21 protein-coding genes are annotated in these 24,877 nt (G+C 64.7%); 10 read left to right on the top strand and 11 right to left on the bottom strand.

Annotated features, from left to right (window positions below; genetic code table 11):
• The first annotated feature begins 9 nt into the window (after positions 1 to 9).
• On the top strand, positions 10 to 1,284 hold the full coding sequence (locus tag LQV39_RS02890) for an ABC transporter permease (protein WP_230020241.1): 1,275 nt from the start codon (positions 10 to 12) through the stop codon (positions 1,282 to 1,284).
• A gap of 93 nt (positions 1,285 to 1,377) precedes the next feature.
• Here LQV39_RS02890 and metH read toward each other — a convergent pair whose 3' ends face one another.
• On the bottom strand, positions 1,378 to 5,145 hold the full coding sequence (gene metH, locus LQV39_RS02895) for a methionine synthase (protein ID WP_230020242.1): 3,768 nt from the start codon (positions 5,143 to 5,145) through the stop codon (positions 1,378 to 1,380).
• A 329-nt stretch (positions 5,146 to 5,474) separates the two neighbouring features.
• Between metH and LQV39_RS02900 the strand changes: the two genes are divergently transcribed.
• Complete coding sequence (locus tag LQV39_RS02900; RefSeq protein ID WP_230020243.1) at positions 5,475 to 5,705, top strand: BrnA antitoxin family protein; 231 nt, start codon at positions 5,475 to 5,477, stop codon at positions 5,703 to 5,705.
• Between the two features lie 46 nt (positions 5,706 to 5,751).
• On the opposite strand, the gene fmt is transcribed toward LQV39_RS02900, so the two are convergent.
• The gene (gene fmt / locus LQV39_RS02905) at positions 5,752 to 6,699 is read right to left on the bottom strand and encodes a methionyl-tRNA formyltransferase (RefSeq protein ID WP_230020244.1); all 948 of its coding nucleotides are present in this window, start codon (positions 6,697 to 6,699) and stop codon (positions 5,752 to 5,754) included.
• Between the two features lie 11 nt (positions 6,700 to 6,710).
• Complete coding sequence (gene def / locus LQV39_RS02910; RefSeq protein WP_230020245.1) at positions 6,711 to 7,247, bottom strand: peptide deformylase; 537 nt, start codon at positions 7,245 to 7,247, stop codon at positions 6,711 to 6,713.
• 264 nt (positions 7,248 to 7,511) lie between these two features.
• On the opposite strand from def, the gene LQV39_RS02915 reads away from it, so the two are divergent.
• The 4 genes from LQV39_RS02915 to LQV39_RS02930 all read left to right on the top strand — a co-directional run bounded on the left by LQV39_RS02915 (position 7,512) and on the right by LQV39_RS02930 (position 13,346).
• Entirely contained in the window at positions 7,512 to 8,642 is a 1,131-nt protein-coding gene (locus LQV39_RS02915; RefSeq protein ID WP_230020246.1) for a LysM peptidoglycan-binding domain-containing protein, read from the top strand.
• A gap of 7 nt (positions 8,643 to 8,649) precedes the next feature.
• Positions 8,650 to 9,831 carry a DNA-processing protein DprA gene (gene dprA, locus LQV39_RS02920; protein WP_230020247.1) on the top strand — a complete coding sequence of 394 codons (1,182 nt, stop codon included), beginning with the start codon at positions 8,650 to 8,652 and terminating at the stop codon, positions 9,829 to 9,831.
• 107 nt (positions 9,832 to 9,938) lie between these two features.
• Positions 9,939 to 10,406 carry a DUF494 family protein gene (locus tag LQV39_RS02925; RefSeq protein ID WP_230020248.1) on the top strand — a complete coding sequence of 156 codons (468 nt, stop codon included), beginning with the start codon at positions 9,939 to 9,941 and terminating at the stop codon, positions 10,404 to 10,406.
• A gap of 267 nt (positions 10,407 to 10,673) precedes the next feature.
• Positions 10,674 to 13,346 carry a DNA topoisomerase III gene (locus LQV39_RS02930; protein WP_230020249.1) on the top strand — a complete coding sequence of 891 codons (2,673 nt, stop codon included), beginning with the start codon at positions 10,674 to 10,676 and terminating at the stop codon, positions 13,344 to 13,346.
• Positions 13,347 to 13,423: 77 nt separating this feature from the next.
• Here LQV39_RS02930 and LQV39_RS02935 read toward each other — a convergent pair whose 3' ends face one another.
• The 4 genes from LQV39_RS02935 to LQV39_RS02950 form a co-directional block, all read right to left on the bottom strand.
• Positions 13,424 to 13,681, bottom strand: coding sequence for a DUF6582 domain-containing protein (locus LQV39_RS02935; protein WP_230020250.1), 258 nt, complete (start codon positions 13,679 to 13,681; stop codon positions 13,424 to 13,426).
• Between the two features lie 137 nt (positions 13,682 to 13,818).
• Positions 13,819 to 14,022, bottom strand: coding sequence for an addiction module protein (locus LQV39_RS02940; protein WP_230020251.1), 204 nt, complete (start codon positions 14,020 to 14,022; stop codon positions 13,819 to 13,821).
• A gap of 46 nt (positions 14,023 to 14,068) precedes the next feature.
• Positions 14,069 to 17,653: a M1 family aminopeptidase gene (locus LQV39_RS02945; protein WP_230020252.1), complete on the bottom strand. Its 3,585-nt coding sequence runs from the start codon at positions 17,651 to 17,653 to the stop codon at positions 14,069 to 14,071.
• A 4-nt stretch (positions 17,654 to 17,657) separates the two neighbouring features.
• Positions 17,658 to 18,551, bottom strand: coding sequence for an ABC transporter ATP-binding protein (locus LQV39_RS02950; RefSeq protein WP_230020253.1), 894 nt, complete (start codon positions 18,549 to 18,551; stop codon positions 17,658 to 17,660).
• A 215-nt stretch (positions 18,552 to 18,766) separates the two neighbouring features.
• Between LQV39_RS02950 and LQV39_RS02955 the strand changes: the two genes are divergently transcribed.
• The gene (locus LQV39_RS02955; RefSeq protein WP_230020254.1) at positions 18,767 to 19,186 is read left to right on the top strand and encodes a hypothetical protein; all 420 of its coding nucleotides are present in this window, start codon (positions 18,767 to 18,769) and stop codon (positions 19,184 to 19,186) included.
• Positions 19,187 to 19,193: 7 nt separating this feature from the next.
• Complete coding sequence (gene coq7 / locus LQV39_RS02960) at positions 19,194 to 19,841, top strand: 2-polyprenyl-3-methyl-6-methoxy-1,4-benzoquinone monooxygenase (RefSeq protein ID WP_230020255.1); 648 nt, start codon at positions 19,194 to 19,196, stop codon at positions 19,839 to 19,841.
• Here coq7 and LQV39_RS02965 read toward each other — a convergent pair.
• The 4 genes from LQV39_RS02965 to LQV39_RS02980 are packed head-to-tail and all read right to left on the bottom strand — an operon-like array spanning position 19,838 to position 23,679.
• A complete protein-coding gene (locus LQV39_RS02965; protein WP_230020256.1) occupies positions 19,838 to 20,260 on the bottom strand; it encodes an OsmC family protein in 423 nt (140 codons plus the stop codon). The genes coq7 and LQV39_RS02965 overlap by 4 nt on opposite strands.
• Positions 20,261 to 20,302: 42 nt before the next feature.
• The gene (locus LQV39_RS02970; protein ID WP_230020257.1) at positions 20,303 to 21,484 is read right to left on the bottom strand and encodes an ABC transporter permease; all 1,182 of its coding nucleotides are present in this window, start codon (positions 21,482 to 21,484) and stop codon (positions 20,303 to 20,305) included.
• The gene (locus LQV39_RS02975; protein ID WP_230020258.1) at positions 21,481 to 22,215 is read right to left on the bottom strand and encodes an ATP-binding cassette domain-containing protein; all 735 of its coding nucleotides are present in this window, start codon (positions 22,213 to 22,215) and stop codon (positions 21,481 to 21,483) included. The genes LQV39_RS02970 and LQV39_RS02975 overlap by 4 nt, the downstream gene beginning before the upstream one ends.
• Before the next feature lie 12 nt (positions 22,216 to 22,227).
• Positions 22,228 to 23,679, bottom strand: coding sequence for an alpha/beta fold hydrolase (locus LQV39_RS02980; RefSeq protein ID WP_230020259.1), 1,452 nt, complete (start codon positions 23,677 to 23,679; stop codon positions 22,228 to 22,230).
• A gap of 266 nt (positions 23,680 to 23,945) precedes the next feature.
• Here LQV39_RS02980 and rplM point away from each other — a divergent pair, with 266 nt between their 5' ends.
• Positions 23,946 to 24,374: a 50S ribosomal protein L13 gene (gene rplM / locus LQV39_RS02985; protein WP_230020260.1), complete on the top strand. Its 429-nt coding sequence runs from the start codon at positions 23,946 to 23,948 to the stop codon at positions 24,372 to 24,374.
• A 9-nt stretch (positions 24,375 to 24,383) separates the two neighbouring features.
• Complete coding sequence (gene rpsI / locus LQV39_RS02990) at positions 24,384 to 24,776, top strand: 30S ribosomal protein S9 (protein WP_028102305.1); 393 nt, start codon at positions 24,384 to 24,386, stop codon at positions 24,774 to 24,776.
• The last annotated feature ends 101 nt before the right edge of the window (positions 24,777 to 24,877 follow it).

Here is a 24,877-nt window from a genome sequence, read left to right on the forward strand (position 1 = left end):
TGAGCCGACATGACTGCCTTCTATGCCCTGATCCGCAAGGATCTCATCCTGTTTCTATCGGACCGCCGCGCGCTGGTGATGACCCTGGTGCTGCCGATCGTGATCGCAGCCTTCTTCGGCTCCCTGTTCGGCGGTAATGCCAAGACCAGCGCGATCGAGGTCGCGCTGGTGCAGCAGGACACGAGCGAGATCGGGAATAAAATCGCTGCCGGCCTGAAGGCGGATCCCAACCTGCACATCACGACGATGGCCATGGACGATGCAGAAAAGGCCGTGCGCAAGGGCGACCAGAAAGTCGCGATCGTGCTGCCGGCGGGCTTTGGCGAAGCGGCCGGAGCGGCCCTGTTCGGCAACAGCAAAAAGCCCGGGATTCCGCTGCTGTACGATCCCTCGCAGCCGGCCGTGCTGGGCATGGTCAAGGGCATGCTGACGCAGCAGGTGATGTCGGTCGTGAGCGCCGAGATGTTCGGCGGGAAGATGGGCCAGGAGATGACTGCCCGGAGCATGCAGCAGCTCCAGGAGCAGGCGAAGACCGACCCGGACAGCAAGGTGCTGGTCGACATGCTGGCCAGCGTGCAGAAGTACCAGGCATTGCCGGTCAAGGACGGCGCCGCGGCCGGCCCCTCGAAAGGCATGACCATGCCCTTCACGACGCTCGACAAGCAGCTCTCCAGCGGCATCGCGGAGCAGGGCTACAACGCCTATGCGCACGCCTTCGCCGGCATGGGCGTGCAGTTCATCCTCTTCATGGGCATCGACATGGGCATCGGCATCCTGCTGGCCCAGCGCAGCGGTGTCTGGAACCGCCTGCTGGCGGCGCCGGTGGGCCTGACCCAGGTGCTGCTGGCGCGCGCGGCGTCCGGCGCCATCATCGCCTTCGCGCTGCTGTGCATCGTGTTCACGGTAGCGGTGTTCGTGTTCGGCGTGCATATCGCCAGCCTGCCGGGCTTCCTCGGCATGGCGCTGTCCTTCGGCGTCCTGACCGCCTGCCTGGGCCTGGTGATCGCCGCCTTCGGCAAGACCCCGGAAGCGGCGCGCCGCATTGCCATGTTCGCGATCCTGATCATGGTGATGCTGGGCGGCGCGTGGATGCCGTCTTTCCTGTTCCCGTCATGGATGCAGCAGCTGACGCTGGCGGTGCCGACGCGCTGGGCGATCGATGGGCTGGATGCGATTACGTGGCGTGGGCAGGATGCGATGGCGGTGCTGCCGGCGATGGGGGTGCAGCTGGGGTTTGCGCTGGTGTTTGCGCTGCTGGCTGTGTGGAAGTTCAAGCGCAGCTAACTCGTCGTTCCCGCGCAGGCGGGAACCCAAGTTCTGCATGAGCTATCGAAACGCCTGCAAACTTGGGTCCCCGCCTTCGCGGGGACGACCGTATCAAAGGTTCGGCGCCAGGTAACGCTCGACATCCTCTTTCGGCAAGCCCCGGCGGCCAGCCATGTCATCCACCTGATCCTGCCCGATCTTCCCGACCACGAAGTACTTCGACTCCGGGTGCGAGAAGTAGAAGCCCGACACCGCGGCCCCCGGGTACATCGCGAACGACTCGGTCAGCTGCATGCCGATTTCTTCGGCCTGCAGGGTCTTGAACAGCTCCGCCTTGACCGTGTGCTCCGGGCAGGCCGGGTAGCCCGGCGCCGGGCGGATGCCCACGTAGGCTTCCTTGATCAGCTGCTCGTTGCTGAGGTTCTCCAGCGGCTCGTAGCCCCACAGGTCGGTGCGCACGCGCTCGTGCATGTACTCGGCAAAGGCTTCGGCCAGGCGGTCGGCCAGGGCCTTCACCATGATGGACGAGTAGTCGTCGCCTTCAAGCTCGAAGCGCTTCTCGATCTTCTCGGCGCCCAGGCCGGCCGTCACCGCGAACATGCCGATGTAGTCGGCCACGCCGGAGTCCTTCGGCGCGATGAAGTCGGACAGGCACTGGTTCGGGCGCTGCACGCCGTCGACCACCGGCTTCACGCCCTGCTGGCGCAGGCCGTACCAGGTGAAGGCGACCTCGCTGCGCGTGTCGTCGGTGTAGACCTCGATGTCGTCGTCGTTGACCGTATTCGCCGGCAGCAGCGCGACCGCGCCGTTGGCCGTCAGCCAGCGCCCGTCGACGATCTTCTTCAGCATCGCCAGGCCTTCCTCGAACACCTTGCTGGCGGCTTCGCCCACCACTTCATCGGTGAGGATGGCGGGGTAGGGGCCGGCCAGGTCCCAGGTCTGGAAGAAGGGACCCCAGTCGATGTAGCGCGCCAGCGTGCCCAGGTCGACGTTCTTGAAGACGCGGCGGCCGACGAACTTCGGCTTTACGGGCGCGTAGTCCAGCTTGGCCTTGTTGGCGCGCGCCTGCTCCAGGCTCACCATCGGCAGCGCCTTCTTGTTGGCGTGCTGCTCGCGGATGCGCTCGTAGTCCACCGCCAGCTCGGCCACGTAGGCGTCGCGTGAATCCGCGGTCACCAGGGCCTGGCCCACCGACACCGAACGCGAGGCATCCGGCACGTACACCACCGGGCCTTCGTAGTGCGGCGCGATTTTCACCGCGGTGTGGGCGCGGCTGGTGGTGGCGCCGCCGATCAGCAGCGGCACCTGGCGCTCGCGGAAGTAAGGATCGCGCTGCATCTCGCGCGCCACATAGGCCATCTCTTCCAGCGAAGGCGTGATCAGGCCGGACAGGCCGATGATGTCCGCGTTCTCTTCCTTGGCCTTGGCCAGGATCTCGGCGGCGGGCACCATCACGCCCATGTTGACGATCTCGAAGTTATTACATTGCAGGACCACCGAGACGATGTTCTTGCCGATGTCGTGCACGTCGCCCTTCACGGTCGCGATCACCATCTTGCCCTTCGGCTTGGCGACGATGCCGGTGCGCGCTTCCTCTGCCGCTTTTTCGGCTTCGATGAAGGGGATCAGGTGGGCCACGGCCTGCTTCATGACGCGCGCCGATTTCACCACCTGGGGCAGGAACATCTTGCCCTGGCCGAACAGGTCGCCGACCACGTTCATGCCGTCCATCAGCGGGCCTTCGATCACCTGGATCGGACGGCCGCCCTCGGCAGCGATTGCAGCGCGCGCTTCCTCGGTGTCCTCGACGATCCACTGCGTGATGCCGTGCACCAGCGCGTGCGCCAGGCGCTTGCCGACCGGGGCGTCGCGCCATTCGAGGTTCGCTTCCTGTTTATTCCCGCCGGCCTTCAGCGTGCCGGCGAATTCGATCATGCGCTCGGTGGCGTCCTTGCGGCGGTTCAGCACCACGTCCTCGACACGCTCGCGCAGCTCCGGCGCGAGGTCGTCGTAGACACCGATCATGCCGGCGTTGACGATCCCCATGGTCATGCCGGCCTTGATCGCGTGATACAGGAACACGGTGTGGATGGCTTCGCGCGCCGGGTCGTTGCCGCGGAAGGAGAAGGACACGTTCGACACGCCGCCCGACACCTTCGCGTGCGGCAGGTTCTCGCGGATCCAGCGCGTGGCGTTGATGAAGTCGACCGCGTAGTTGTCATGCTCTTCGATGCCGGTGGCGATCGCGAAGATGTTCGGGTCGAAGATGATGTCTTCCGGCGGGAAGCCGACCCGTTCGGTCAGCACTTTATAAGCGCGTGCGCAGATCTCGGTCTTGCGCTCGAAGGTGTCGGCCTGGCCCTGCTCGTCGAAGGCCATCACGATCACGGCGGCGCCGTAGCGGCGGCACAGCTTGGCCTGGCGGATGAATTCTTCCTCGCCTTCCTTCATCGAGATCGAGTTGACGATGGCTTTACCTTGCACGCACTTCAGGCCAGCCTCGATCACGCTCCACTTCGAGGAGTCGATCATGATCGGCACGCGCGAGATGTCCGGCTCGGACGCGATCAGGTTCAGGAAGCGCGTCATGGCCGCCTGCGAATCCAGCATCGCCTCGTCCATGTTGATGTCGATGACCTGGGCGCCGTTCTCGACCTGCTGGCGGGCTACCGACAAAGCCTCGTCGAACTGTTCGTTCAGGATCATGCGCGCGAAGGCCTTGGAGCCGGTCACGTTGGTGCGCTCGCCCACGTTCACGAACAGCGAGGCATCGTCGATGGTGAAGGGCTCCAGGCCCGACAGGCGCAGCGCGGTCGGCACTTCCGGCACGGTGCGCGGGGTGGACTTGGCCATCACCTCGGCGATGGCCTTGATGTGTTCCGGCGTGGTGCCGCAGCAGCCGCCGGCCACGTTGACGAAGCCGGCTTCCGCGAATTCCTTCAGCAGCGCCGAGGTGTCGGCCGGCAGCTCGTCGAAGCCGGTGTCGCTCATCGGATTGGGCAGGCCGGCGTTCGGGTAGATGCACACATAGGTGTCGGCGATCGTCGACAGCTCCTGCGCGTACGGGCGCATGAGCGCAGCTCCCAGGGCGCAGTTCAGGCCGATGGTCAGCGGCTTCGCGTGGCGCACCGAATTCCAGAAAGCCGGCACGGTCTGGCCGGACAGGATGCGGCCCGAGGCGTCGGTGACGGTTCCGGAGATCATCAGCGGCAGGCGCGGCGTCTCGGGATGTTCGTCGAAATACTGGTCGATCGCAAACAGCGCGGCCTTGCAGTTCAGGGTGTCGAAGATGGTCTCGACCAGCAGCAGGTCAACGCCGCCGTCGACCAGGCCGCGCAGCTGCTCATAATAAGAAGCGACCAGCTGGTCGAATGACACGTTGCGCGCGGCCGGGTCGTTCACGTCCGGCGAAATCGAGGCGGTCTTCGGGGTCGGGCCGAGGGCGCCGGCGGCGAAGCGCGGCTTGTCCGGGGTCGAGTACTTCGCGCAGGCGGCGCGCGCCAGCTTGGCGGCCTCCACGTTCATCTCGTAGACCAGTTCCGCCATGTGGTAGTCGTCCTGGGCGATGCTGGTGGCGCCGAAGGTGTTCGTCTCGATCAGGTCGGCGCCGGCCGCGAGGTAGCGCTCGTGGATCTCCTGGATGATCTGCGGCTGGGTCAGGTTCAGCAGCTCGTTGTTACCCTTCACGAACAGCTCGCGCGCGCCGCTTCCTTCCGGTGCGGCGAAATCCTTGAAGCGCTCGCCGCGGTAGGCCTGCTCGTCGAGCTTGTACTGCTGGATGATCGTGCCCATCGCGCCATCGAGGATCATGATGCGGCGCGCGAGGATCTCGCGCAGCTGGGCGTCGGCGGGGGAGTAGGCGGGGGCGGCGGTGGTCATCGTCAATTTTTCCAGGCGGTTTTACAGAGGCGGGTCTTCGATTATACCTTTACTAGCAGAGTTTGTTCCCGTGTCAAGCAGCTGCTGCCAATCGGCGCAAAGGAAGGGCAGAAGAAGACCAAAAACGGCGGTTCTGTAAAGACGTTTGTATCTTTATGTATCAAAAGCCGCATTGTTACAGTGCGATACAAAATGAGGCTTATTAGCAATTTCCCGGATACATACACCGACGACAATTAATTCCATGGAGCCGCCGCTGGCGCGGCCCTAGTCCAAATCGTACGGAATGCGCGGACCCGTCGTCCGCCGCCTCAATGGGAAGAATTGAAATGAACAAAGAATATGTGCCTGAGTGGGACCAGCCGGCAACCCGCACTGAAGAAAGCACGTCGAAGCAGAACGCGGTCAGCGGCGTGAAGCAGATCGTCACCATCCGCCTGGATGTGGACATGCTGGAATGGTTCAAGTCGGCCGGTCCGGGCTACCAGACCCGCATCAACCAGGTCCTGCGCGAATACATGGAAGCCAATCGCGTGCGTGCTCAAGGCGAGCAGCAGTAAGCGAAAAAAAAGGGGGCCCTGCCCCCTTCGTTTTTTATTCGAAGTATTACTCGAACGACACGCCGTCGAACGAAAATCCCTTCAGAAACTCCCCAGCCGCCAGGCGCTTGCCGCCCGGTTTCTGCAGTTCCGTCAGGCGCAGCGCGCCTTCCCCGCAAGCCACCACGATCCCCTGGGCATCTGCCGACAGGACCTGGCCAGGTCGACCCTTGCCATCCACTGCCTGCGCATTCCAGATTTTCACGGTCACGCCACCCGCCTGCGCATGCGCACCCGGGAAAGGATTGAACGCCCGCACCTTGCGCGCCAGCTCGAGGGCAGGGCGGGCCAAAGCCAGCTTCGCCTCTTCCTTGCTGATCTTGGCGGCATAGGTCACGCCTTCCTCCGGCTGCGGCTCGGCCTGCAGGCCGCCCGCCGCCATCCGCTGCAAGGCATCGACGATCATGCGGCCGCCCATCCCGGCCAGCTTGTCGTGCAGGCTGCCGGTGGTGTCCGTGTCCGAAATGGGCAGGCGCTCCATCAGCAGCATCGGGCCGGTGTCCAGACCTTCTTCCATCTCCATGATGGTCACGCCGGTCTCGGGATCGCCGGACTCGATTGCACGGTGGATGGGCGCGGCGCCGCGCCAGCGCGGCAGCAGCGAACCGTGGATATTGATGCAGGGCTTGATATCGAGGGTCGCGCGCGGCAGGATCAGGCCATAGGCCGCGACCACCATCACGTCATAGTCGGTAGCCAGCAGGCGCTCGTGCGCGGCTTTCGCTTCTTCCGCGCGCTGCGGGTCTTTGGCATCCATGCGTAAAGAGAGCGGCTGCAGCACCTCGATGCCGTGGGCCAGCGCGACCTGCTTGACCGCGGACGCCTGCAGCTGCATGCCGCGCCCGGCCGGGCGGTCCGGCTGGGTCAGCACCAGCGGAATCTCGAAGCCGGCCTCGATCAGGGCGCGCAGCGCGACAGCGGCAAACTCGGGCGTGCCCGCGAAGACGGCCTTCATGCGCGCCGCCATCAACGACGGCCGGCGGCCTTGGGCCCGCTGTTTTGCAGGGCGCGCTCTTCCTTCTGCAGCTTGGTCTTGATGCGGTTGCGCTTCAGCGGCGACAGGTATTCCACAAAAACCTTGCCCATCAGGTGGTCCATCTCGTGCTGGATGCAGACCGCCAGCAGGCCGTCGCATTCCATCTCGAAGGGCTTGTTGTGCTGGTCGACGGCTTTCACCTTGACACGCGCGGGACGCTCGACGCCGTCGTAGATGCCGGGCACCGACAGGCAGCCCTCGTCATAGACCTGCTTTTCCGGGCTGGACCAGGTGATTTCCGGGTTGATGAAGACCAGCAAGCCGTCGTGCGTCTCGGTGGTGTCGATGACGATCACCTGCTCGTGCACGTCGACCTGGGTGGCGGCCAGGCCCACGCCCGGGGCGTCGTACATGGTCTCGGCCATGTCCGCGACCAGCGTTTCAAGGCGCGCGTCGAATTCGGTGACCGGGTTGGCCACTTTGTGCAGGCGCGGGTCGGGATAGCGGAGGATGTTCAGTAAGGCCATGGTTCTCGATTAATCTGTTTATTCTAGGGATAGTGCGTAGATGGGGTGTCGGCCATGCGCGTTCAAGCCTGTACAATTGTTTCCGCACAGACATAAAAGCAACACGTCGCGCTGGTAGCAGAACGCGCTTGTCTTGCTAGTTCATGGATTTGTGGGCAGAATTTGATTCAGTTCGGCAACCCTTTAGTCCATCAAGCCTTTGATCCGGCGTGCGGTCAGGGATTGTTTGCCGCGTACGCATAGCCGCACTTTACGGACACTTTGATGAAAAATTTTAGCACAGGCGTGGTCCGATCGCTCACGGGCCGCACTGCCGCCGTCGCCCTGGCTGCCGTCCTGGCGCTGCCCGCCCAGGCCGCGCCGGCATCCGCCGGTCCCCACTGCAGCTTCCGTCCTAACGCGCCCGACCAGCACGTGGTCGTCAAGCGCGATACCTTGTGGGATATTTCGGGCAAGTTTCTCGAACATCCCTGGTGCTGGCCCGAAGTCTGGGGCATGAACCGCGACGAGATCCGCAATCCGCACTGGATCTACCCGGGCCAGATCATCTATTTCGACCGCGCCCATGGCCGCCTGACGCTGACCAAGCCGGGCACACTCGATGCCGACGCCGGCCTGCCGCCGGTCACCAGGCTGTCGCCCCAGATCCGCACCGAGGAACTGGAGCGCGGCGCGATTTCCTCGATCCCGTCGAGCGCGATCGAACCCTTCCTGACCCAGCCGCTGGTGATCGAGCCGGGCGAACTGAATGCCGCGCCCCGCATCGCCGCCGCCCCGGAAACCCGGGTCTACCTGGCCGAAGGCGACCGCATCTACGTGCGCGGCGCCCTGAACGGCGCCACTTCGTTCCAGGTCTTCCGTCCGGGCAAGCCGCTGGTCGACCCGGACACCGGCAAGGTCGTCGCCCATGAGGCCGCTTATGTGGGCTCGGCCAAACTGGTCAAGGAAGCTGGGCCGGGTGTGGACGTGCACAGCTTCGTCGTCACCAGCTCGGTGCAGGAGATGGGCGTGGGCGACCGCCTGCTGCCGACTCCTCCCATGCCGCTGCGCAATTACGTGCCGCATGCGCCGGCGCGACCCGTTACGGCCCGCATCATGGCCATGGCCAGCGAATCGAATTACGCTGCGCAGAGCCAGGTCGTGACTGTCAACCGGGGCGCACTTGACGGACTCGATGTCGGCTCCGTCCTGCAGCTCTATCATCTCGGGAAGACGATCCAGGACCCGGGCGGCAGCAAAGGCTTCCTCGGTTTCGGCAAGTCGACGATGCGGATGCCGGACGAGCAGTTTGGCGAACTGTTCATTTTCCGGGTGTTCGGCCATGTCTCGTATGGACTGGTCATGCAAGTGACGTTGCCGGTGGAAATCGGCGACGTGGCGAAATCACCGGAGTAATTTTGCCGTGCAGGACACGGACTCCCACACCCCACACAAAGCGGCCGCTGCAGACAATCCAGCGGCCGCGGTGTTTTTAAGCGACGCCCGCGTTGCGGCCTGGCTGCGTCTGGAACGCGCCGCCGGCATCGGGCCGCGCACGGCAAGCAAGCTGCTGGATGCCTTCGGCTGTGCCGAAGGCATCCTCGAAGCCGGCAGCGACGAGCTGGCCGCCTTGATTGGTCCGGCTCAATTGCGTTCACTAAAGACGCCGGCGTCAATCGAAACGGAGCAGTTGATCGAAGCCACGCTGCGCTGGCGTGCACAGCCCGGTCACCACATATTGGCGCTGGGCGAACCCGGTTATCCCGAACTGCTGGCGAATATTCCCGATCCGCCGCTGCTGCTCTATATAAAAGGACGTGTGGAATTGCTCGACGCGCCCATGCTGGCCATGGTCGGCAGCCGCAACGCCAGCGTCCAGGGCAAGGCGAATGCGCTGGCCTTTGCCGAGGCGCTGTCCGGCGCCGGCCTGTGCATCGTGTCCGGCCTGGCGCTGGGCATCGACGCCGCCGCGCACGAAGGCGCCTTGAAAGGCGGCGGTTCGACTGTTGCCGTGATCGGCACCGGCCCGGACCTGGTCTACCCGGCGCGCAACCGCGCACTGTGCGAACGCATCGCCGCGGAAGGCTGCATCGTCAGCGAGTACCCGGTCGGCACGCGGCCGCTGCCCGGCAATTTCCCGAAGCGTAACCGGATCATCAGCGGACTGGCGGCCGGGGTGCTGGTGGTCGAGGCGGCGGCGCAGTCCGGTTCATTGATCACGGCGCGCCAGGCGGCCGAGCAGGGCAGGGACGTGTTCGCGATTCCCGGCTCGATCCATGCGGCGCTGGCCAAGGGCTGCCACCTCCTGATCCGCGAAGGGGCCAAGCTGGTCGACACGGCAGCCGACGTATTGGAGGCGATGGCCTGGTCGCCGCTGGTGCGCGCGCCTGCCGTTGCGATGCCGGCAAAGCGCCCGGACGAGACCGTCCCGGACGGCAGCGAAGCCCTGCTGGCGGCGCTCGGTCACGACCCGGTCGAACCCGATATCCTTATTGCATCGATGAATATCAGCCCTGCATTATTGAGCAGCCAATTGCTTGCGCTAGAGCTCGCTGGACTGCTGGAACGGCGGCCCGGTGGCAGGGTGCAAAGAGTGGTGAAGTGAGTGGCGAAGCGGATAAGGCCGATAAACAACGATGATGTTTCTAGACGGCAGCTGACCTTGTGACGCACTTGTGCCGGGGCGAACTTAGCTGCTACAGTAGCGTCACCATGTTCGACATCCTAGTCTACCTTTACGAGACGTACTACCGTCCCGATGCCTGCCCAGAGCCGGAGGCCCTGGCACGCAAGCTGTCTGCCGTCGGTTTCGACGATATCGAAATTTCCGAGGCGCTGGACTGGCTGAACGGTCTCACCGAAATGGCCGGGACGATCAACCCTGCCCTGGAATCCAGCGGCACCCGTTTCTATGTTTCGCAGGAAGTCGACACTCTCGGCAGCGCCGCCGTCGGCTTCATCCAGTTCCTCGAGCTGGCCGGTCTCCTCACTGCCTGCCAGCGTGAGATCGTCATCGAACGCGCCCTGGCGCTGGACGAATCCCCAGTTACCCTTGGCAAGCTGAAAATCATCGTCCTGATGCTGCTGTGGAGCCAGGGCAAGGAGCCGGACGCGCTGATGTTCGACGACCTGTTCGGCGCCGACGAAGACGAGGATGCTGAGCCGCGCCTTCTGCATTGATATTCCACAATTGTAATGACGAAAACGGCGCTGCGGCGCCGTTTTTTCTTGCAATAAAGCAAGATGAAGCGTATTTTGCCTCAGCAACGAACAGGTACAGTCTACTTGCAAGGTGCGTGGCAACCCGCTTATCATTTGCCGCAATCCGCTAATTGTTACCAATAAGCTATCAACAGACGGGAATCGCCGGGACGCACTTCCCGATCCGTCTGGCCGCCGTCATGTATGATGCGCGAGCCGCGACTATCGAACACATAGAGAAACCATATGACCAAAGCCCTCATCATTGCCGAGAAACCCTCCGTGGCGAACGACATCGCCAAGGCGCTCGGCGGCTTTACCAAGCACGATGAGTATTTCGAATCCGACGAATACGTCCTGTCGTCCGCCGTCGGCCACCTGCTGGAAATCGCGGTGCCCGAGGAGTACGACGTCAAGCGCGGCAAGTGGAGCTTCACCCACCTGCCGATGATCCCGCCGTACTTTGCGCTGAACCCGATCGCCAAGACCGAATCGCGTCTCAAGGTGCTGAACAAGCTGATCAAGCGCAAGGACGTCACCACCCTGATCAACGCATGCGACGCGGGCCGCGAAGGGGAGCTGATCTTCCGCCTGATCGCCCAGAACGCCAAGGCCAAGCAATCGGTCAAGCGCCTGTGGCTGCAGTCGATGACGCCGAACGCGATCCGCGACGGCTTCGCCCACCTGCGCACTGACGAAGAGATGATGCCGCTGGCCGATGCCGCGCGCTGCCGCTCGGAAGCGGACTGGCTGATCGGCATCAACGGCACCCGCGCCATGACTGCCTTCAACTCGAAGGAAGGCGGCTTCTTCCTGACGACGGTCGGCCGCGTGCAGACCCCGACCCTGTCGATCGTGGTCGAGCGCGAAGAAAAGATCCGCAAGTTCGTGCCGCGCGATTACTGGGAAGTGCGCGCCGAGTTCGTCTGCGCCGCCGGCGTCTACGAAGGGCGCTGGCTGGACACCAAGTTCAAGAAGGACGAGAACGATCCGGAAAAGCGCGCCGAGCGCCTGTGGAGCAAGGCCGCTGCCGAATCCATCGTCGTGGCCTGCCACGGCAAGCAGGGCGTCGTTACCGAGGAATCGAAGCCGACCACCTCGATGGCCCCGGCCCTGTTCGACCTGACCTCGCTGCAGCGCGAAGCCAACGGCCGCTTCGGCTTCTCGGCCAAGAACACCCTGGGCCTGGCCCAGGCGCTGTACGAAAAGCACAAGGTGCTGACCTACCCGCGTACCGATTCGCGCGCGCTGCCGGAAGACTACCTGAACACGGTCAAGCAGACCCTGGAAGTCCTGAAGGGGAACTCGAATTACCACCAGTTCGCCAAGCAGATCCTGGACAAGGGCTGGGTCAAGCCGAACAAACGCATCTTCGACAACAGCAAGATCTCGGACCACTTCGCGATCATCCCGACCGGCGTGGTGCCGAAGAACCTGTCCGAGCCTGAGCAGAAGCTCTACGACCTGGTCACGCGCCGCTTCATGGCCGTGTTCTTCCCGGCCGCCGAGTTCCTGGTCACGACCCGCTTCACCGAAGTCTCGGGCCACCAGTTCAAGACCGAAGGCAAGGTCATGACCAACCCCGGCTGGCTGGCCGTGTACGGCAAGGATGCCGCCACCGGCGACGACAAGGACGGCGCCAGCCTGGTCCCGGTCGCCAAGGGCGAGAAGGTCCTGGCCGACAAGGTCACGCCGAACGGCTTGGTCACGAAACCGCCCGCACGCTACAACGAAGCGACCCTGCTGTCGGCCATGGAAGGCGCGGGCAAGCTGGTCGACTCCGACGAGCTGCGCGACGCCATGGCCGGCAAGGGCCTGGGCACGCCGGCAACGCGCGCGGCCATCATCGAAGGCCTGCTGACCGAGAAGTACCTGCTGCGCGAAGGCCGCGAGATGATTCCGACCGCCAAGGCGTTCCAGTTGATGACCCTTTTGCGCGGCCTGGGCGTGAACGAACTGACGGCGCCGGAACTGACCGGCGAGTGGGAATACAAGCTGTCGCAGATGGAAAAGGGCAACATCACGCGTGAAGAGTTCATGCGCGAGATCGCCCAGATGACCCAGATCATCGTCAAGCGCGCCAAGGAATACGACAACGACACCATCCCGGGCGAGTACGCTACCCTTAAAACGCCGTGCCCGAACTGCGCCGGCGTGGTCAAGGAAAACTACCGCCGTTTCGCCTGCACCAAGTGCGACTTCTCGATGTCCAAGGTGCCGGGCGGCCGCCAGTTCGAGATCGAGGAAGTCGAGGAACTGCTGCAGAAGCGCACCATCGGTCCGCTGCAGGGCTTCCGCTCGAAGATGGGCCGCCCGTTCGCCGCGGTGCTGCGCATCGTGCGCGACGAGGACATCCACAACTACAAGCTGGAGTTCGACTTCGGCCAGGACAAGGACGAGGGCGAGGACGGCGAGGGCGTCGACTTCACCGGCCAGACCGCGCTCGGCCCCTGCCCGAAATGCTTCGGCGGCGTCTACGAGATGCCCTTGGCCTACGTGTGCGAGAAGAGCGTGTCCAAGCCCAAGACCTGCGACTTCCGCAGCGGCCGCATCATCCTGCAGCAGGAAATCCTGCCGGAGCAGATGGCCAAGCTGCTGAACGACGGCAAGACCGACCTGCTGCCGGGCTTCATCTCGCAGCGCACGCGCCGTGCCTTCAAGGCTTACTTGGTGCGCGGCAAAGATGGCAAGATCAGCTTCGAGTTCGAGCCACGCGCAGTCAAGCCGGGTGCGAAGCCGAAAGCCGGCGCTGCGGTTGCGGATGAAGGCGAGGGCGGCGATGTTGCGGTAGCGGCCAAGAAGACTGCGGCGCGTAAAGCGCCGGCCAAGGCTGCGACCAAGACGGCGGCCAAGAAGGCGCCTGCGAAGACGGCTGCGGCGAAGCCGGCGGCCAAGCGGGCGGCTAGTACGGCGAAGTAAGCCGGCGCCTTTGGCCTTGCTGCATGCATGAGAACCGCGGACCTGTGTCTGCGGTTTTTTTTCGTGGGTCGCCCGGCTTAGTGCTTGCCTTTCTTGTCCTTCCCAAGTTCCCGCCAGTCCTTCTCATTCAACTCGACGTCGAACTTCTTCGCCGCAGCCTGGATATGCTTCCAGGCCTCATCCCGCTCCTGGTCCGTCACGCCCTCGACCCGGTCGAAGCGGGCGACGGCGTTGCGCACGTGGCTGGCGTCCTCCAGCGGCTCCTTGCGCTGCTTGGGAAAGGCGAATTGCCTGCCCGGGATCTCGTCCCGGTCTTCCTGGTCCAGTTTGCTCATGGGGCCTCCTCGGTATGCGTGGCCGATTATGCCCCTGGCAGCGATGCGCCGGCGGACGCTTGCAAGGGACGTAAAAAAACCGCGAATCGCTTCGCGGTTTTTTTACGCCTGCCGCACTCGGCGGCGGCGGCAGAAACTTATTCCTGCCAATCCTGCAGCGCCTTGATCGCCGCCTCCCCGTTGCGGATCGCCTTCACGCGACGCACGATTTCGGCGCGGTAGGCCTCTTCGGCGTCCTGTTCGGGTTCGTCGCTGTCGGTCAGCAGCAGCTGCATCAGCAGATGCTTGTCGGCAGCGGACAATTGCTGAATTTCTGAGGCCAGTTCGGCGACGGTGGACATGCTGAAGCTCCTAACAGGAAATTGTGACCAAATAATAACGTAGACTTTAATGCATGTCGACAGGGACCATGTTGTCCGTTGGTTTCCTGTCGATCAGCTTGTTGTCGGGGTCGATACCGGCCCGCGCCGGTCGGCCGTCCACCACCAGCGTGACCGTTTGCGCACGGCGGTCGACCAGGCGGCGTTCGCGCGCCAGCGGGTTGCCGTTGTCGTCGTCGACGCCGAATTCGATCCAGTCCTTGAGCGGCACCTCGCGCTCCTCGCCCAGCTCGCCGGCGCGCACCTTGCCGGCCTTGGCGCGGATCGTCACTTCGTATTTGCCGTCCGGGCGGCGCTGCGCGCTGGCGCTGTCTGCGCGGTTTTCATACAGGACGATGGACTCGAACAGGTCGTCGATCAGGTAAGCCTTGTCGGGCGGGGTGATTGCACGCAGCTTCTCGACCAGGGTGGTGACGGTCGGGTAGGGCGGCCCGCGGAAGGCGTGCTCCAGCAGCAGCTGGCGCAGGACGCCGTTCACGGCTTGCTCGCCCACCAGGTCCTGCAGCAGGTACATCGCCAGGCTGCCCTTGCGGTAGTGAATGTAGGGCTGGTCCTCGTTCTGCGCCAGCGGCAGCTCCTTGCGCGTCTCGGTCGCCCGGCCCATCAGGTATTCCTCGAGGTCGTAGCGCAGGAAGCGCCGCATCCTGCTGGAGCCGAAGGTGCGCCGCATCGTCATCAGCGCCGTGTACTCGGCCAGGCTCTCGGACAGCACGGTGGCGCCGCGGCTGTCGGCGCCGATCAACTGGTGGCCCCACCACTGGTGCCCGACCTCGTGCGCGGTGATGTAGTAGGGGTAGTCGATGTCCTTGCGCGATTCCGGATCGACTTTGGCGATGAAGCCGGCGCTTTCCGAGAAAGGGATGACGCCCGGCGCCGCCTGCGCATAGGACGCATAGCGCGGGAACTCGGCGATGCGCAGCTCGCGGTGCTGGTAGGGTCCGAACTGCGTCGAGCCGTATTCCAGCGCGGCCTTGGCGCCGCGGATCATGCGGTCGACATTGTAGTCGTGACCAGGCTGGTGGTAGACGTCGATGGTCACGTCCTGCCAGCGGTCGTGCCGCACTTCGTAGCGCGCCGACTGGAAGGTATAGAAATTCAGGATCGGCTTGTCCATCCGGTAGTGGAAGTAGTGGCGGCCCTTGGCCATCCATTCGCTGTCCAGGGTGCCCGGCGCCACCGCGATCTGGTCGAGGCTCGTGCTGACCACGGCGTCAAAGCGGATCCAGTCGGCGTCGCCGCCGAGGTAGTTGTTGGCCTGCGCGGACGCATCTTCGCGCGCCGCCATGCGCTCCTTCGGCGCCAGGCCGTGGCGCTTGCGGTCACGGTCGTCCTGCAGCTCGACGCTTTGCTGGTAGCCGATGTGGGGCAGGATGGCGTTGCTGAAGAAGCTGCCGTTGGCCACCACCGCGGTGTCGCGGCCCAGGCCCAGCACGCCGCCGGGCGCGTCTTCGAGCTCGAATTCGAGGGCGATGCGGCCGCCCGCGGCCAACGGCGTGGTCAGGGCATAGCGGTAGAAGCCGCGCTTCTCGTCGGCGTCCAACAGGCGCACAGGCTGCGAAAAGCGCGGGCGCAGCGTCGGTCCCGGGCGCTGGCTCAGGAACAGTTCCGCGATCGGCGTGCCGCTGCGGTTCTCCAGCTGGTAGGCGCCTTTCACTTTCAGGGTGCGGCTGGCCGGCAGGATGTCGACCTGCAGGTCGACGCTGGCGATGCGCGGCTGCGCTGCCTTGGCGTAGCGGTGGTAATACAGTTCGTATTCGGCGCGCAGGCGGTCCCTGGTCCAGGCGGACTGGTAGGCGCCGACGTGCTCCAGGTTGTACCAGAGGAGGGCGCCGGAACCTAGAAAGAGCAGCGTGCCCAGGCCGAAGGCGCCCAGCACGCCGGGGCTCAGGCGCTGGCGCGCCAGCTGCAGGCGCTCGCGGAAGGTGTCGGACACGCCGCGCGGCCACAACACCACTGCCGCTGCCAGCAGCACCAGCGCCGCGCCGCCCCAGTACACCAGCAGCGCGCGCTGCAGGGCCAGGTGGTGACCGAAGCCGTTCATCGCCGAATAGGTGATGTCCGGCAGCGCGCCGTACAGCAGCATCGGGTGGTCCAGGCCGAGCGAGCCGAGGGTGATGCTGGCGATGTAGTACAGCACCAGCACGAAGTAGCCGAGGTATTTGTGGTTCAGGATCGCCTGCACCGTGATCGCCAGTATGGCGAGCAGGGCGTACTTGGGCAGCAGGACGCCGAACAGGGTGAACAGGTAGAGGCCTGGCTCCAGCGCCACGTAGCCGCGGGACAGCTGGATCAGCATCCCGCACACCATCGCCACCAGCAGCAGCACGGCCTGCAGGCCGACCAGGGCCAGGGTCTTGGCCGCCAGCGGCAGCCAGCTCGGCACCGGCAGCGCGTCCAGCATCAGCGACATGCGCGCTTCGCGCTCGCGCCAGACCATCTCGCCGGCATAGAAGGTGGTGACGATCAGCAGGAACAGCGCGAAGACGTCGCGGATCAGCTCCAGCACCATGTAGGTGACCGGATAGGTCTTGGTGCCGAAGATGGCGCCCAGGTCGAGCGAGCTGACCACCAGCACCAGCACGCCGGCCAGTGCGATGACGGCGAAATAGATGTTCTTGACCGACTCGCGCAGGTCGAGCCAGGCCGATTTGAAGAGCAGGAGGCTGAGGCGGCGCGCCACGAAGTCCGGCGCCTCCTTCGTGCCGCCCGCGGGCTGGGAAGAGGGAGTCGCCGCGGTCTCGCCTTCGCCGCGCGCGGCCGCACGCCGGGTGGCGGGGCTGGAGACGAAGCTGAAGCGCCAGTAGCCGAGCAAGAGCACAATCGACGCGAACGCCGACCAGATCAGGCGGTTCGCCAGGTAGACGCCTTCGAAGGGGATCATGCGCGCATTGCGCTCGGCGATGGTCCAGTACTCCGTCAGGCGGATCAGGGCGGTGGTGCCGAAGGGATCGATCAGCGCCGCCAGGGTCTTGTAATCGAGGTCGCGCGCCAGCGAGGGCGCGACCAGGTAGCCGATCATCATCACCACGCCGGCCACGTACACCGGCAGCATGCGCCGCGTCAGGGCCGCCAGCACGAAGAAGATGGCGCCGAAGATGAACAGGTTGGGCAGCAGGGTCAGGAAGTAGGGCTGCAGGTAGGCCAGCGCCTTGAAGGCGCCCACCCGCGAGGGATCGACGCCGGGCAGCAGGGCTCCCAGCAGGTTGCCCAGCACGATGGAGGAGAACACCACCGCCAGCGTGGCCAGCGCCCCCAGGTAGCGCCCGAACACATAGGCGTGCTTGGGAATCGGCGCGCTGAAGAAGAAGTGATGGGTCTCGTATTCGAAGTCCTGCTGCACCGAGCGGCCCATGACGGCGGCCGCCACCACGATGCCGAAGCAGCCGAGGAAGGCCGAGGACAGCGCCACCTGGCGCGGGCCGTTGACCAGCACCCGGCCGCCGAAGGAGATCGTGATGTCCTTGAAGGCGCCGCCGGCGGCCGCCACCCACAGCATGGCCAGCGCCAGGAAGGCGAAAAAGTAGATCCAGGTGGACAGCAGTTTCAGGCGCTGCCGTGCTTCGAACAGCGCGATGGCGTAAAGCGCGCGCATGGTATCAGCAGTTCCCTGCTAGAGCGTTGTGGCGGCCGGCGATGGTGGCGAAATAAACGTCTTCGAGGGTCGGGTGGACCGGCTCGAAATCGTCGCCCGGATAGCGCTCCGCATACACGTGGATCATCGGGCGTCCGCTCAGCAGGCGGGTCGAGATCACGGTGTGGCGCTTCTGGAAGGCGAGCAGTTCCGGCTTGTTGACGAAGCGGGCCCAGATCTTCCCCTCGATGCCTTCGATGAGATTGGCCGGCTCGCCGCACAGCAGCACGTGGCCCTTGTTAATGATCGCCATGTTCGCGCACAGGTCGGCGACGTCGGAGACGATGTGGGTGGACAGGATCACGGTCTTGTCCTGGCCGATGTCGGACAGCAGGTTATGGAAGCGCACCCGTTCCTGCGGGTCGAGGCCGGCGGTCGGCTCGTCGACGATGATCAGCTGCGGGTCGCCCAGCAGCGCCTGGGCGATGCCGAAGCGCTGCTTCATGCCGCCCGAGAAGGTGCCGAGGCGCTGGTCGCGCACCTCGAACAAGTTGGTTTGCTGGAGCAGGCCGTCGACGACTTCGCGGCGCCGCGCGCGGTTCGCCAGGCCCTTCAACTGCGCAAAATGGTCGAGCAGTTCGTAAGCAGTCACTTTCGGGTAGACGCCGAAATCCTGCGGCAGGTAGCCGAGCAGGCGGCGCACTTCGTCTTTTTCGTCGAGGACGTCGATATCGTCCAGGAACACGGAACCGGAATCGCATTCCTGCAAGGTCGCGAGGATCCGCATCAGGGTCGATTTGCCGGCGCCGTTCGGCCCGAGCAGGCCGAACATCCCGGGCGGGATGCGCAGCGTGACCCCGTCCAGCGCCACCACGCCGTTGGCGTAGGTCTTGGACAGATGGCGGATTTCTAATTCCATAGTGAGAATCTGCGTACTTTGATGACTATTGCATTGTATTAAAAATGAGCTGCAGGGGTAGAGCCCATGCGACACACGGCAGTTTCGCCGGCCCAGAGTGCAAAAACGCGGCATTGAGGCGTAGCGGAAACAACACCCCAGCATACGCCAGTGAAAAATCCCTGTCTAGTTTGACAACTTCCTTTCCCTGCCCGGATGGGGGTATAGTTGCTCCCATGGATACCATCATCAAGGACAAGATCCTGGCCGTGACCCGCCAGGGCCGCACCCGCATTGAGGCCACCGACTGGTTCCGCGTCGCCACCGGACTGCATTACCTGGCCGGCCTGATGACCAAGGAAGCGATCGACTTCGCCAAGGTCGACCGCGAATACAACCGCTTCGTCTACCAGAGCATCGGCGGCGGCCACACCATCACCAGCATCCTGCAGTTCATGAGCGGGGAGAAAGTGCTGCCGACGCTGCAGTCGCCACGCTTCATGGCGGTGTTCGGCGAAAGCTGCCCGGAGGTGCCACCCGATTCGATTCCATTCCTGCTGGAGCTGAACCTGGGCGTGGCGAAGAACATCTCGAAGCTGGAGGTAGCGGGGCCGGTGCACGACTGGCTGCAGCGGCAGAAGGGCGGCGCGATATAATAAAGCCATGGAAAAGCTCACCCGCGACATCAACCCTCTCGACAACCTGATCGCCGGCTTCGACCGCGCCCTGCGCGTGGTCGGCGGCGTGGCCAAGGCCTCGCGCCCGAACCCCGGCGCCGCGGCGCGCGACTGCGAATTGAACGACCAGGAGGCGCGCCACAGCGCCGGCCTGATGCGCGTGAACCACGTCGGCGAAGTTTGCGCCCAGGCCCTGTACGACTCGCAGGCGCGCTACGCCAGCAGCCCGGCGATGCGCGCGCAGTTCGTGCAGGCCGGCCGTGAGGAAGAAGACCACCTGGCCTGGACCGCCGAGCGCCTGGCCGAACTGGGCTCCCAGCCAAGTCTTTTGAATCCGCTGTGGTACGCCGGCGCCTATGCGCTGGGCACAGTGGCTGCGCGCATGGGCGACCCGCAGAGCCTGGGCTTCGTGGTGGAGACTGAGCGCCAGGTGGAGGCCCACCTGAACAGTCACCTCGATAAACTGCCGCCGCAGGACGGCAAATCGCGCGCCATCGTCGAGCAGATGCGTGTCGACGAGATCGAGCACGGTTCGAAGGCGCAGGCGATGGGCGCGGCCGAGATGCCGCTGCCGGTGAAGATGGCGATGCAGGCCATGTCCAAGGTCATGACCACCACCGCGTATTACATTTAAGCCTCGACGATCTCGAAGGAATGTGTGATCTCGGCCGTCTTGGCCAGCATGATCGAAGCCGAGCAGTACTTGTCATGCGACAGGCTGACCGCCCGTTCCACCGCCGCCGGCTTCAGGTTCCTGCCGCTGACGATGAAGTGGAAGTGGATCTTCGTGAACACCTTCGGATCGCTGTCGGCGCGATCGGCCTTCAGTGTCACGTCGCAGCCGCGCACGTCTTCGCGGCCGCGCTTCAGGATCAGCACCACGTCATAGGCGGTGCAGCCGCCGGTTCCCAATAACACCATCTCCATCGGGCGCGGCGCCAGGTTGTGGCCGCCGCCTTCCGGCGCGCCGTCCATGTTGACCATGTGGCCCGAGCCGGTTTCGGCCCGGAAGCTCATCCCCGACGGGCCGTTCCAGCTGACTTTGACTTCCATTCGATCTCTCCCTAGCGTGATTCAGGGCGTCTATTCTACGGCTTATACCGCCAGCACGTAGCGTTCGCTCTTCATGCGCCAGCTGGCAAAGCCGACCGCCAGCAAGGCCACCAATGCCGAGCAGGAGAAGGTCATCACGAAAGGCAGGATGCCGACGTCGCCCTTGGTCATTTCGCGGAGCAGGGTCTGGTTCGACAGCATCGGCACCATGTACATCCAGGTGGCGGTCTTCAGCTCCATCATCGACACCACCACGCCCGGAATCAGCGGCACCAGGGTCACGAAACTGAGCACGCTCTGGGCTTCCTTGAAGGACTTGGCGTTCATCGCCAGCGCCACCTGCATGCCGGAGGCGAACAGGCAGAGCGGGATGGTGACGACGATCAGCAGCGCCAGGTCGGCCCAGCCCAGGCTCCAGGACATGCCGATTTCCTCCAGCGGCAGCCAGGACAGGATTAGGTGCGCCAGCACCAGCTCGAGGGTGGTGCCGGCGACCGCCAGGCAGCCCGCGGTGAGCCATTTGCCGACCACCAGTTCCCAGGCCCTGGCCGGTTGCGCCATCAGCACTTCCATCGAACGGCGTTCGCGCTCGCCGGCAGTGGTATCGACCGCGGTCGACAAGCCGCAGATGAAGACCGGCAGGAACAGGATGCCGAGCAGGCTGCCGATCAGGCCCGCGGAGCGCGAGGCGTTGGTGCCGGTGTCGAAGCGCTGCACCTGGATCGGCGCCAGCGTGGCCGGCGAGACCCCGTGCGCCAGCAGGCGTGCGCCGGCCACGTTGGCGCTGTAGGCTTCCAGCACCTCCTCGACTTCGCGGCGGCGCTTGCCGTTCTCGTCGGCCGAGTCGTACCACAGCTCGATGCGCGCGGGACGCATCGCCGCGTAGTTCTCGGTGAACTTGTCGGACACGCGCAGCACCACCGGATAGGTGCGCGCCTGCAGCAGCTTCGTGATGCCCTCTTCGTCGAGCGGGGCCTGGTTCTTGACGTTGATGTTGCGCTGCTTGAGCTGGGACATCAGCGTGGGCGCCTGGCTGGCGCCGATCACGGCGATCTCGACGCCTTCGCGTTCCGGCTTGGTGGCGCGGTTGATGCTCTGGTTGAGAATGTAACCGATCATCACCGGGTACATCAGCGTGAACAGCGCCAGCAGGCCGAGGGTGCGCTTGTCGCGCAGCGCCTCGCGCAGCTCTTTCAGGAACACGATCAAAAACTTGGGCTTCATGCGGCGATTCCTTCTTCGGTGCCGACCAGGCTGACGAAGGCGTCTTCCAGGTTGGCGATGCCGGTGCGGCGGCACAGTTCTTCGGGGGAGCCCTGGGCCACCGTATGGCCCTTGGCGATGACGACCACGTCGTCGCACAGGTGGGTCACTTCCTGCATCACGTGGGTGGCCATGATCACGCAGCAGCCTTCCGCGCGCAGGCTGGCGAGGGCGCGGCGCAGCGCGCGCGTGCTCATCACATCCAGGCCGCGGCTCGGTTCGTCCAGCAGCAGGTGGCGCGGACGGTGCAGCAGCGTGCGCGCCAGCGCGACCTTGATGCGCTGGCCCTGCGAGAAGCCCTTGGCGCGGCGCTCCAGGATGTCGTCCATCTGCAGCAGCTCGGCCACTTCGTCGATGCGCTGGCGTAGCGGCGTGCCTTTCAAACCGTTCAGCTCACCGAAGTAGGCCAGGTACTCGCGCGTGCTGAGGCGCTCGTAGAGCCCGAACTGGTCGGTCAGGAAGCCGATGTTGCGGCGTACCGTGAGCGGGTCCTTTTCCGGATCGACGCCGTCGATGGCGATGCTGCCGTGGTCGCGCCTCAAGAGGCCGACCAGGGTGCGCAGCAGGGTGGTCTTGCCGGCGCCGTTGGGGCCGAGCAGGGCGGTGATCTGGCCGTCGCGCGCGGAGAAGCTCACGCCGCCGAGCGCCTGCACGGCGCCGAATTGTTTGCGTACATCCTGGACTTCTATCATGGCGAACTCGATTCAGGGTTGCGGCCCGGCGCTGCCGAGCTGGAAGGTCGGGGCCGGGATCTCGGACAGGCATTTCGCATCCAGCGGGCTGCCCGGGCGGTCGAGGAAATCGCGCAGCAGGCGCGGCGCGCAGCCCAGCTGCGAGACGCCGTGGCCGGCATTCGCCACCACCAGCTGCTGGGCCTTGGGCATGCGGCGCGCGGCGCTTTCGGCGCGGCGCGGCGGCGTGACGGGGTCGAGGGCGCCGGACAGCAGCAGGGCCGGGGCCTGGATCGGGGCCGGCTCGACATACGGCACCGCCGGCACCTTGATCGTCTTGCACAGGTTCGGAATGCGGTCGGCCAGCGGGCGTGTAAGCATCGAGGCGTCTTCCTTCATCAGCGCGGGGGTCATGCGCGGCACGTCCTCGGCGCAGACCACGGCCAGGTGCAGCAGGATGGCGCTGGAGGCGTCGCTGGCGAAGTCGCCGGCGATGTTGTGGCGCGCGATGAAAGGCTCCCAGCGGCCCTGGTAGGCGCTGTGCAGCAGGAAGGGCAGGCGGCGCGCGTCGGCCGGCGAATACAGGATGTTGTGCACGGTGCCGAAAAAGCGCGGGCCGGTCATGGTGAAGGTCACCGGCTGCGCCGTGCGCGGATCGGCAATCGCCAGCTTCAGGCCGGCCTCGGCGCGCGCGGCCAGCGTGTCCCATTCGGCGCGCAGGTTCGGGTAGGCCTTGTGGCAGGCGGCGTCGGCATCGCATTGGGCGAACAGCTTGTCGAGCGCGGCCTGGCCGTCGCGGCCGCCGGCCGGGATCACCTGCTCGGGCGCGGCGACGCCGTCCAGCACCAGGCTGCGCACGCTGTCCGGGAAGGCGCGCGCATAGGCCTGGCCGAGGCGGGTGCCGTAGGAGCCGCCCCAGACGTTGACCTTGCCGTAGCCGAGGGCCTTGCGTACCTGTTCGATGTCGCGCGCCGCCGCCGCGGTGGTGTAGGCGGCGAAGGGGACGTTCTTCGTGGCGATGCAGCTGCGCAGGGCCGCTTCGAGCTCGGCGTCGCTCAGCAGCTCCTCGTTCGGCGGGCTTTCGCAATCGAGCTTGCCGGACAGGCCGGTGCCGCGCTGGTCGATGAAGACGATGTCGCGGGTCGCGCGCACGCGCTTGAAGGCGGCCGACAGCAGCACCAGCACGTCGCTGCCGGCCTGGCCGGGACCGCCGGCCAGCACGAACAGCGGGTCGGGGCGCGCCGATTCGCGGAAGGCCGGGGCCACGGTCACGTGCAGCTTCAGGGTGTTTTCTTTCGGCTTGGCGTAGTCGAGCGGGGCGGCGACGGATAAACAACGCAGCGCTTCCTCGGCGCCGGGCAGGTGGCAGCTCCGGGCGGTGGGCTTGCTCGCGGCTGCGGCCGTATCGGGGGCAGCGGGGGCGGCAAGCGCGGATGCTGAGCACAGCAGTGCAAGCAGGGTAGACAGGATGGGACGGATTTTCACGGAGCCTCCTCTTCGATGTTGACCATACTAAATTGCTATTCTTTTTACGGTCAATCAAAAGTTGCAAAATTGCATTAATACTTGAGCGTGGGCGAGCGCGCATGAACCTGCTTGCGATCTCGCCAGGGCTGGCTTGACGGGAGAGGCTGAGATCCGCTATGATCGTGGGCTTTCCATTTGCTCAGGAAAAGACAACAAGGCCGAGTCCGCAGTTTCTTTTGCGGAACCACCATTTGAGCATTTACACCTATATATAGGAAGTCAACATGAAAACTTTTTCCGCTAAGGGCCATGAAGTCCAGCGCGATTGGTACGTGATTGACGCGACGGACAAAGTCCTCGGACGTGTTGCCAGCGAAGTGGCACGCCGACTGCGCGGCAAACACAAGCCGGAATTTACTCCGCACGTCGACACCGGTGACTTTATCGTCGTCGTCAACGCAGGCAAGCTGCGCGTGACCGGCACCAAGGCCACCGCCAAGACCTACTACCGTCACTCGGGCTACCCGGGCGGTATCTACGAAACCAACTTCCTGAAAATGCAACAGCGCTTCCCGGGCCGTGCCCTGGAAAAAGCTGTCAAAGGCATGCTGCCGAAGGGCCCGCTGGGCTACGCAATGATCAAGAAGCTGAAGGTCTACGCGGAAGCAACCCACCCGCACGCCGCCCAGCAACCGCAAGCACTCGAATTCTAAGGAACTGACATGATCGGTAACTACAACTACGGCACCGGCCGTCGCAAGAGTGCAGTCGCCCGCGTCTTCATCAAGGCAGGCACCGGCCAGATCATCGTGAACGGCAAACCGGCCGCCGAGTACTTCTCGCGCGAAACCGGCCTGATGGTCATCCGTCAGCCGCTGGAACTGACCGGCAACGTCGAGCGTTTCGACATCAAGGTCAACGTGCATGGCGGCGGCGAGTCCGGCCAGGCAGGTGCAGTGCGCCACGGCATCACCCGTGCACTGATCGACTACGATGCAGGCCTCAAGGGCGATCTGGCACGTGCCGGTTTCGTCACCCGTGACGCCCGTGAAGTCGAGCGTAAGAAAGTTGGTCTGCGCAAAGCACGTCGCGCAAAGCAATTCTCGAAGCGTTAATTGGATCTGCAGCGCTTCTGCGCTGCTGCCAGACAGAAAGCCGCCCGCTGCAAAGCCGGCGGCTTTTTTGTTTAAAAAATCCGGAGTCAAAAATTCGGGGT

The sequence above is a fragment of the Massilia sp. Bi118 genome, assembly GCF_918697865.1.
In the GTDB taxonomy this organism is placed as follows: domain Bacteria; phylum Pseudomonadota; class Gammaproteobacteria; order Burkholderiales; family Burkholderiaceae_D; genus Telluria.

Excerpts from the sequence above, each read along its gene's own strand:
- LQV39_RS02890 (WP_230020241.1), top strand. The coding sequence starts at position 10 with ATGACTGCCTTCTATGCCCTGATCCGCAAGGATCTCATCCTGTTTCTA.
- metH (WP_230020242.1), bottom strand. The coding sequence starts at position 5,145 with ATGACCACCGCCGCCCCCGCCTACTCCCCCGCCGACGCCCAGCTGCGC.
- LQV39_RS02900 (WP_230020243.1), top strand. The coding sequence starts at position 5,475 with ATGAACAAAGAATATGTGCCTGAGTGGGACCAGCCGGCAACCCGCACT.
- fmt (WP_230020244.1), bottom strand. The coding sequence starts at position 6,699 with ATGAAGGCCGTCTTCGCGGGCACGCCCGAGTTTGCCGCTGTCGCGCTG.
- def (WP_230020245.1), bottom strand. The coding sequence starts at position 7,247 with ATGGCCTTACTGAACATCCTCCGCTATCCCGACCCGCGCCTGCACAAA.
- LQV39_RS02915 (WP_230020246.1), top strand. The coding sequence starts at position 7,512 with ATGAAAAATTTTAGCACAGGCGTGGTCCGATCGCTCACGGGCCGCACT.
- LQV39_RS02925 (WP_230020248.1), top strand. The coding sequence starts at position 9,939 with ATGTTCGACATCCTAGTCTACCTTTACGAGACGTACTACCGTCCCGAT.
- LQV39_RS02930 (WP_230020249.1), top strand. The coding sequence starts at position 10,674 with ATGACCAAAGCCCTCATCATTGCCGAGAAACCCTCCGTGGCGAACGAC.
- LQV39_RS02935 (WP_230020250.1), bottom strand. The coding sequence starts at position 13,681 with ATGAGCAAACTGGACCAGGAAGACCGGGACGAGATCCCGGGCAGGCAA.
- LQV39_RS02940 (WP_230020251.1), bottom strand. The coding sequence starts at position 14,022 with ATGTCCACCGTCGCCGAACTGGCCTCAGAAATTCAGCAATTGTCCGCT.
- LQV39_RS02945 (WP_230020252.1), bottom strand. The coding sequence starts at position 17,653 with ATGCGCGCGCTTTACGCCATCGCGCTGTTCGAAGCACGGCAGCGCCTG.
- LQV39_RS02950 (WP_230020253.1), bottom strand. The coding sequence starts at position 18,551 with ATGGAATTAGAAATCCGCCATCTGTCCAAGACCTACGCCAACGGCGTG.
- LQV39_RS02955 (WP_230020254.1), top strand. The coding sequence starts at position 18,767 with ATGGATACCATCATCAAGGACAAGATCCTGGCCGTGACCCGCCAGGGC.
- coq7 (WP_230020255.1), top strand. The coding sequence starts at position 19,194 with ATGGAAAAGCTCACCCGCGACATCAACCCTCTCGACAACCTGATCGCC.
- LQV39_RS02965 (WP_230020256.1), bottom strand. The coding sequence starts at position 20,260 with ATGGAAGTCAAAGTCAGCTGGAACGGCCCGTCGGGGATGAGCTTCCGG.
- LQV39_RS02970 (WP_230020257.1), bottom strand. The coding sequence starts at position 21,484 with ATGAAGCCCAAGTTTTTGATCGTGTTCCTGAAAGAGCTGCGCGAGGCG.
- LQV39_RS02975 (WP_230020258.1), bottom strand. The coding sequence starts at position 22,215 with ATGATAGAAGTCCAGGATGTACGCAAACAATTCGGCGCCGTGCAGGCG.
- rplM (WP_230020260.1), top strand. The coding sequence starts at position 23,946 with ATGAAAACTTTTTCCGCTAAGGGCCATGAAGTCCAGCGCGATTGGTAC.
- rpsI (WP_028102305.1), top strand. The coding sequence starts at position 24,384 with ATGATCGGTAACTACAACTACGGCACCGGCCGTCGCAAGAGTGCAGTC.